This is a genomic window from Acinetobacter sp. SH024 (assembly GCF_000163635.1).
Lineage (GTDB): Bacteria > Pseudomonadota > Gammaproteobacteria > Pseudomonadales > Moraxellaceae > Acinetobacter > Acinetobacter pittii.
The window spans coordinates 1,002,024-1,008,984 of record NZ_GG753600.1 but is presented as its reverse complement, the minus strand read 5'-3'; the positions used below and the strand labels follow the sequence as shown (position 1 = coordinate 1,008,984).

Genomic DNA, 6,961 nt, shown 5'->3' with positions numbered 1-6,961 from the left:
TTTGTACAGCCTTGATTTTAAATTCGGAAGAGTAGTAGGTTTTTTTAGTTTTAACATTCAGGCCATCTTCACCTTGTGCCTTATAGTTTTCAATCCATAAGCGGATGGTTTGGAGATCTACATTAAATTCTTGTGAAAGGATTTTATATCCTTTACTTCCCTCTAAATAAGCTTGAATGACTTTTAATTTTAACTCTTTTGAATGCTTCGGAATTGGCATAGAGCACACCTCATAAGTTTTAAAAGTCTAACTTATGGGGTGCAGTTCAGAACGGGAGGGGGACACCCACGGGTGTGCTGGATCTATGACCAGTCTGCGAACCCCCTTTCGTTCTGCCACCATAATTTTAATGATTTGGCAGAACTCCCAATAAAAAAAGGAGTTGGCTTTGCACATTCATTATTTCTTGGCAGCCTTTGCCAAAGTCTATATCGACACAACTTAAAAATTTACAGCAGCTTGAACGCCATAAGGTTTTCAGGCTTTAAGTCATTTTTACTTAAAACTTAGTAACTACAAAACTTGAGATGTGCCAAGCACCGTCTTACGGCTTTGCTGTGCCTTTTTTTCTCCCAGAAACGGCACAGGCTTTTTATCTCATTTAGAAACAACAAGAATTTATAACGGTAAAACTATGCCAACTTTAGAAATATCTTCCAAAAAATTACAGGTGGTTCAAACCGCTATCCAACTTTTTACCACGTATGGATTTCATAATGCAGGCGTAGACCTGATTATTAAAAAATCCAAAATTCAAAAAGCGACGTTTTATAACTACTTTCACTCGAAAGAACGGCTTGTTGAAATGTGCCTAATCTTTCAAAACAGCCGACTCAAAGAAGAAGTTCTGGCAATTGTCTATTCACATCGCTACCAAACGTAGCCGATAAACTCAAAGAAATTGCCCGCTTACATGTCGATATAAATAGTCTTTACCATCTTTTGTTTAAAGCCATTTTTGAATTAAAACTGCTTTATCCTCGAGCTTACCGCATGGCGATTGAATATAGAAAATGGCTACTTAAAGAACTTTTTGATTTGATATTTAGTCTAGAAAGTCGTGGCTTAAAAGCTGATGCAAACATGATTTTATTTATGATTGATGGCGCAATCATCCAACTTTTAGATCCAAATAAAGCTAGTGAAAGGGAGCAATTGTTGGATTATTTTTTAAATGCTGTGGACAGCCAGGCATATTGCACTTTAAACAAACTCGAATAACTCCTATCAAAATAGGAGCTTTTTATTATTTAAATATCCATAAAATAAAAAATAGTATTTTTTACTCAATGGTTAAATTGTTAGACTATTTGATAGTCTTTTTGTATATAATATGTATTCTTTATATTTTGTAATCATTATAGAGTAACATGAAAAAAATATTAATCATTACTACTTTGAGTTCTTTCGGTTTAATTGCTTGTTCAACTACTGAAACTTCAAGAACGATACAAAGCCCGCAAGTAACTGTAGCTACATCACAAATTAAATATACGGGAGTAAAGGCTCCTGTTTCTATCGGTAAGTTTGATAACCGCTCTAGTTATATGAGAGGTGTTTTCTCTGACAATGTAGACCGTCTAGGCGGACAGGCGAAAACTATTCTTGAGACACATTTACAGCAAACTGGTTATTTTACAGTTTTAAATCGAGACAATTTATCTGAGATTAAACAAGAAGTTGGGTATAGTAATACAAGCCAATCTATTAAAGGTGCTCGTTATGTTCTCACAGGTGACGTATCTGAGTTTGGTCGCAAAGAAGTAGGTGATCAGCAATTATTTGGTATTTTAGGTCGCGGTAAACAGCAAGTTGCTTATGCAAAAGTTAATCTAAATGTCGTTGATGTAAAAACATCTGAAGTCGTGCATTCCGTACAAGGTGCGGGTGAATATGCCTTAGGTGCTCGTGAAGTATTAGGTTTTGGCTCTACAGCTTCTTATGATTCGACTTTAAATGGCAAAGTACTTGATTTAGCTGTTCGTGAAGCAGTTAATAATCTTGTAACAGATATTCAAAATAACCGTTGGTCAATTCAATAATTTTGGATATGTGTTAAATGAAAAAAATTCTTTTAAGCAGTTTTCTTGCTATGGGATTGGTTGGGTGTGCCGCTGGTCCTCAACCTTTATATAATTGGGGAACTTATACTCATCAAACCTATTTGATGTATAACTCACCTGAGAAAGCGACACCAAGTACGCAAATCACAAAATTAGAAGCTGAAATTGAGAAAACTAAAGGCAAGGGCTTAGCCGTTCCGCCAGGTTTATATGCACATTTAGGATTATTGTATTTACAAGAGAATAATTCTCAAAAAGCAATTGAGAATTTCCAGCTTGAACGACAAGTATATCCAGAATCTACAGTTTTAATGGATCGCTTATTGCAAAAAATGAATGCTAATGGTGGGAATGCAAAATCATGATGAAGAAATTTCTAATTGCTGGTTTGGTTATCTCTAGCCTTGCATTTACTGGATGTGCCGTTACTCCACAACCTAATAAAGATATTACAGCTTATAAAGCTCATATGCCAAAATCGATTTTGGTATTGCCTCCAGTCAATGATTCGCCTGATGTAAAAGCGACTTATAGTTATTGGCCTACTGTGGTGGCACCTGTGGCAGAAGCTGGTTATTACGTTTTCCCAATCTCTGTCGTAGACAATATGTTTAAAGAGAATGGGGTTACTAATGGTAGTGATGCTCAGTCTATTGCACCCCAGAAATTACAAGAGATTTTTGGTGCAGACGCAGCTTTATATATTCGAATTAAAGAATATGGTTCTAAATACCAAGTGATTCAGAGTGTCGCGACAGTAAGTGCTGATGCAAAGCTTGTTGATTTAAAAACTGGAGATGTGATTTGGACAGGTGAGAAAAAACTTGTTCAAGCAAGTAATGATGGTAATGCGGGTTTAATCGGAATGGTCGTCGGTGCTTTAGTTGAACAGATTGCTGGCAGCTTTACTGATCGGGCTTATCCATTAGCGAGTATGGTAAATACTCAACTTTTTACCCCGACGACTTATAATCCGGGTATGGGGTTGTTATATGGTCCACGTTCACCAAAATATCAACAAGATGGAGTAGTAGCTAAGTAAATTAAAGTCTTAACTAAAGTTTTACTTTATTAAAAATAGGCTGCTATCTAGATTAATTATATGAAATGCTAGATAAAAATTTATTATTCCAGATAGTTTATAAATTTTTTGATTAGGTAGGAGAGCTAGAGCAACTAGTTCTCCTATTTAATTTAAATTACTTCTTTTGCTTAAAGCGGTATTTACATTTTAAACAGCGATAATCTTGAAAAATATTCTTGTCGATTATTACGCCAGCTTTCTTACCAAAAATATTACCAACTACACCGCCAGTAATTCCTGCACTAATGGCACCAACAAAAGTCCCTACAGTTCCGCCAACAATTACACCTAAAGGACCAGCAACAGTACCAATAGCTGCTCCAACAGTAGCACCGGTCGCAGCGCCACCTACAGTGCCTGCCGTTGTACCGGCAGCTGTGAGTAAAACACCGCCAGTTGTTCTAAGTAATTTGTCATGGTCACGTGCTTCAATTTCTGTAGAACCACACTTAGGACATTGCAGAGCTTTTTCCATAAAATTTCCTGTCTTTCATCATTGAGTGACACAGTTGACGGCTAAATCAGTGCAGTGGGTAAAGAACCTATCTTGCGATGCAGTATCTTTTGCCTATTGAGTGATCGTAACGATAAACTGGTCTGTTTTGATTTTAGCTGAACATTGACACAAATATTTATAGATCATGTAAACACTTGTACTTTAATAATTATCTCATTAAATACCAATGTTTAGAATGACTAAGGCTTACATATCCATGTGTCTAGTAGAGAACAATTTAATAATGATGAATAGAATGTGAATGGTTTTTTGAATAGATTTTCTGAAGTTGCTTAGGGTGACAAGCTGATAAATGATAAAAGGCTTATCCAGTTTGAATAAGCCTTTTTTGAATATTAGAGTGCTTTTTTCCAACTCAGAAATTTATATAATCCAAACATGAATGTAATCCAGATTGGAATTAAAATCACCGATTTTTCAAATCCTTGAGTCCACATGATATATAAAATCATGCCAATGAAAATCAAAACAATATAGTTACTTAAAGGTGAAATTAATGCAGGGAACTTGGCAACTTTATTTTCAAGTTTCATAGCGCGTTTAAACTTTAAATGCGTAAAGCTAATAATTGCCCAGTTTAAAACTAGTGCAGCCACGGCCATGTACATGAGATAGCTTAAAGCTTCTTCTGGGATAAAATAATTCAGTAATACACAACCAAAAATTAGGATAGAAGAAAAGATAACAGCAGGTGTTGGAACCCCTTGTTTACTGACTTTTGTAAAAATTTTGGATGCATGGCCTTGTACTGCTAGGCCATATAACATACGGCTGTTTGCGTACATGCCGCTGTTATAAACAGACAGTGCGGCTGTTAAAATAATAAAGTTAAGCAAATGCGCTGCCCAACCAATACCAAGCTGGCTAAAAATCATCACAAATGGACTTTTATCTAAACCACCGAGGTCAAGCTGATTCCACGGAATGAGTGACATGATGATAGCAAGCGAAGCCACATAGAAAACCAAGATTCGAAAGATGACTTGGTTAATGGCTTGTGGAATGCTTTTTTCTGGATTTTCGGCTTCAGCGGCAGTCATTCCAATCAGTTCAATACCGCCAAAAGCAAACATTAAAAAGGCGAGCATATAAAATAGGCCCGAGAACCCATGCGGGAAAAATCCGCCATGCTGCCATAAGTTTGAGAAGCTAGCGATAGAGTCATTACCCGCGGTAAGCAATAAATATAAGCCAAACACGATCATGGCAATGACCGCCGCAACTTTAATAATAGCTAACCAAAACTCAGATTCGCCATAAAATTTAACGTTGCCTAAGTTCAAACATGTGACCAAAACAAAGAAAAATAAGGCTGATATCCAAGCAGGAATATGGGGCCACCAGTAATGCACATATTTAGCAACTGCTGTCAGTTCGGTCATCGCGACCAGAATATAAACAACCCAATAGTTCCAGCCCGATAAAAAACCGGGGAATTTCCCCCAATATTTTTGTGCAAAGTAACTAAAGGAACCGACCACAGGTTCTTCTACGATCATTTCACCCATTTGGCGCATAATTAAAAATGCGACCAAACCGACAATGGCATAACCTAAAATAATAGAAGGACCAGCAGACTGGATGACTTGTGCAGAGCCTAAAAATAAACCTGTCCCGACAGCACCACCCATAGCGATTAACTGGATATGGCGATTTTTAAGTCCGCGTTTTAATTGGGAAGATGAATTGCTCAAAATATATGCGCTGAATAAAAAAGCTGGCGCTATTGTAATAGATTGGTTAGGGATAACCTAGTTTGAAAAGGATTTTACTCAGCTAAATAAAAAGGATCCGTACAAAGCTATACGAATCCTTTTTTTGAAAATTAGTTATTTTAATAAATTAGAAAGACACCATTTTGCCCGGATTAATCATTGCACCAATACCATACATGCTTTTAGCGAGTGGAATAACAACGGGTGCAAGGGTACGACCAAAGATAATATTTTGATGGTCAATTTTAGATAACATTTCAAAGTCGTTAGATTGCCCAACAAAGTCATTTGCAATGGCTTTACCAATACGTACCGTCTGAGCAACGCCGTGACCGCTCCAGCCGTGAACAGCATAAATTGGGAATTTATTGCCAAATTTACGGCTATCGACTGCACCATTTACGGTTAAATCAGTGGTGCCACTCCAGACAAAATCCATCTCTAGATTTTTAATTTGAGGGAAAACAGTGTGAATTCGATGTTCTAAATAATTTAATGTTTTTTCTGGTCCCCAGCATGTTCCTGTACCTTGACCACCAAATAATAAGCGGTTGTTAAACACGGGACGGTAGTAATCAATTTGGAACTGTGTGTCATATACTGGATGTCCAAATGGTAAAAGTTCTTTTGTATCAAGCTCTAGCGGGGCAGTCGTCGCAACATAAGTGTAAAACGGAATAGTAGTATTGTTTTGCTCTGATAAAAGTTTAAACGAAGCATGGTGCACGGCTAACACTACAGACTTTTTAGCTTTTACAACAGCATTTGCAGTTTGAACATAAATACCATCTGCTTTTTCTTCTATTGAAAGGACTTCTGTTTGCTCATAAACAGTACCGCCATTTTGGCAAAAGCCATAAATTAAGCCACGGTTTAAAGCTAAAGGATGAATTTGTCCACCCAACTCATCAATTAAACCACCTGTGTAATAATCAGACTTAATATAGTCCATGAGTTCATGTTTACCCACAATGCGGGTATGGTCTTCACCTAAATATTTTCGTGCATCGGCGCCTTGTGTTAAACCGACTAAATGCCCTTCATGAACAGCGGCAGTAATGTGGCCGTATTTGCGGTCAAAGTTGAGTTGGTATTTTTCCGAGATGTCATCAATGAGTTGCATCGCTTCTGTAGAGGTAAAATGCCAGAGTTTTTTGGCATCTTCATAACTCAAGCGATCGGCCATTTCTTGAGCTTCCCAGCGAGCTAAACCAGGGGTAAGTTGTCCGCCATTGCGTCCAGAAGCTGCGCTACCAATGCGATTTTTTTCTAATAAAACAGTCTCTACGCCTTGTTCAGCTAAATGTAAGGCTGTAGATGAACCTAATAAACCACCACCAATAACCACGACATCACATTCAATATCAGCTTTTAAACTGTCAAAAGTATGCCAATCAGAAATTGAGCTTTCATAGTAGTTCGCTGGGTTATCTACCGATGTGCCTTCTATAGTGGTAGCCTCAAATTTTGCATGTTTCGGATTTAACCAGCTCCACTCTTTGCCTACCTGTAGAGATTTACTTGGTTTATATTCCACGTCTTTTAAAAGTTGAGGTTTAGAAATAATTTTCATGACAAATT

At 37.3% G+C, this 6,961-nt stretch carries 7 protein-coding genes and 1 pseudogene; 4 read left to right on the top strand and 4 right to left on the bottom strand.

Going from position 1 to position 6,961, the window contains the following annotated elements:
* Positions 1 to 220, bottom strand: a 220-nt coding sequence (locus HMPREF0013_RS10625; protein ID WP_005802578.1) for a helix-turn-helix domain-containing protein, incomplete at its 3' end; no start/stop codon positions are given.
* A gap of 415 nt (positions 221 to 635) precedes the next feature.
* Between HMPREF0013_RS10625 and HMPREF0013_RS10620 the strand changes: the two are divergent.
* The 4 genes and pseudogenes from HMPREF0013_RS10620 (at position 636) to HMPREF0013_RS10605 (ending at position 3,106) form a co-directional block, all read left to right on the top strand.
* Positions 636 to 1,222 (top strand): annotated as a pseudogene (locus tag HMPREF0013_RS10620) (TetR/AcrR family transcriptional regulator).
* Between the two features lie 149 nt (positions 1,223 to 1,371).
* Positions 1,372 to 2,043, top strand: coding sequence for a CsgG/HfaB family protein (locus tag HMPREF0013_RS10615; protein ID WP_002120578.1), 672 nt, complete (start codon positions 1,372 to 1,374; stop codon positions 2,041 to 2,043).
* 17 nt (positions 2,044 to 2,060) lie between these two features.
* Positions 2,061 to 2,429: a DUF4810 domain-containing protein gene (locus HMPREF0013_RS10610; RefSeq protein WP_002120559.1), complete on the top strand. Its 369-nt coding sequence runs from the start codon at positions 2,061 to 2,063 to the stop codon at positions 2,427 to 2,429.
* Positions 2,426 to 3,106 (top strand): DUF799 domain-containing protein, encoded by a 681-nt coding sequence (locus HMPREF0013_RS10605; RefSeq protein ID WP_002120567.1) that lies wholly within the window; start codon positions 2,426 to 2,428, stop codon positions 3,104 to 3,106. Before HMPREF0013_RS10610 ends, HMPREF0013_RS10605 begins: the two co-directional genes overlap by 4 nt.
* Before the next feature lie 157 nt (positions 3,107 to 3,263).
* Here the strand turns inward: HMPREF0013_RS10605 and HMPREF0013_RS10600 are convergent, their stop codons facing one another.
* The 3 genes from HMPREF0013_RS10600 to HMPREF0013_RS10590 all read right to left on the bottom strand — a co-directional run bounded on the left by HMPREF0013_RS10600 (position 3,264) and on the right by HMPREF0013_RS10590 (position 6,953).
* Positions 3,264 to 3,623: a hypothetical protein gene (locus HMPREF0013_RS10600; protein ID WP_002120526.1), complete on the bottom strand. Its 360-nt coding sequence runs from the start codon at positions 3,621 to 3,623 to the stop codon at positions 3,264 to 3,266.
* Between the two features lie 377 nt (positions 3,624 to 4,000).
* Positions 4,001 to 5,359: an amino acid permease gene (locus HMPREF0013_RS10595; RefSeq protein WP_005802857.1), complete on the bottom strand. Its 1,359-nt coding sequence runs from the start codon at positions 5,357 to 5,359 to the stop codon at positions 4,001 to 4,003.
* Between the two features lie 148 nt (positions 5,360 to 5,507).
* Positions 5,508 to 6,953, bottom strand: a complete 1,446-nt coding sequence (locus HMPREF0013_RS10590) for an NAD(P)/FAD-dependent oxidoreductase (RefSeq protein WP_002120500.1) — start codon at positions 6,951 to 6,953, stop codon at positions 5,508 to 5,510.
* Positions 6,954 to 6,961 lie beyond the last annotated feature (8 nt).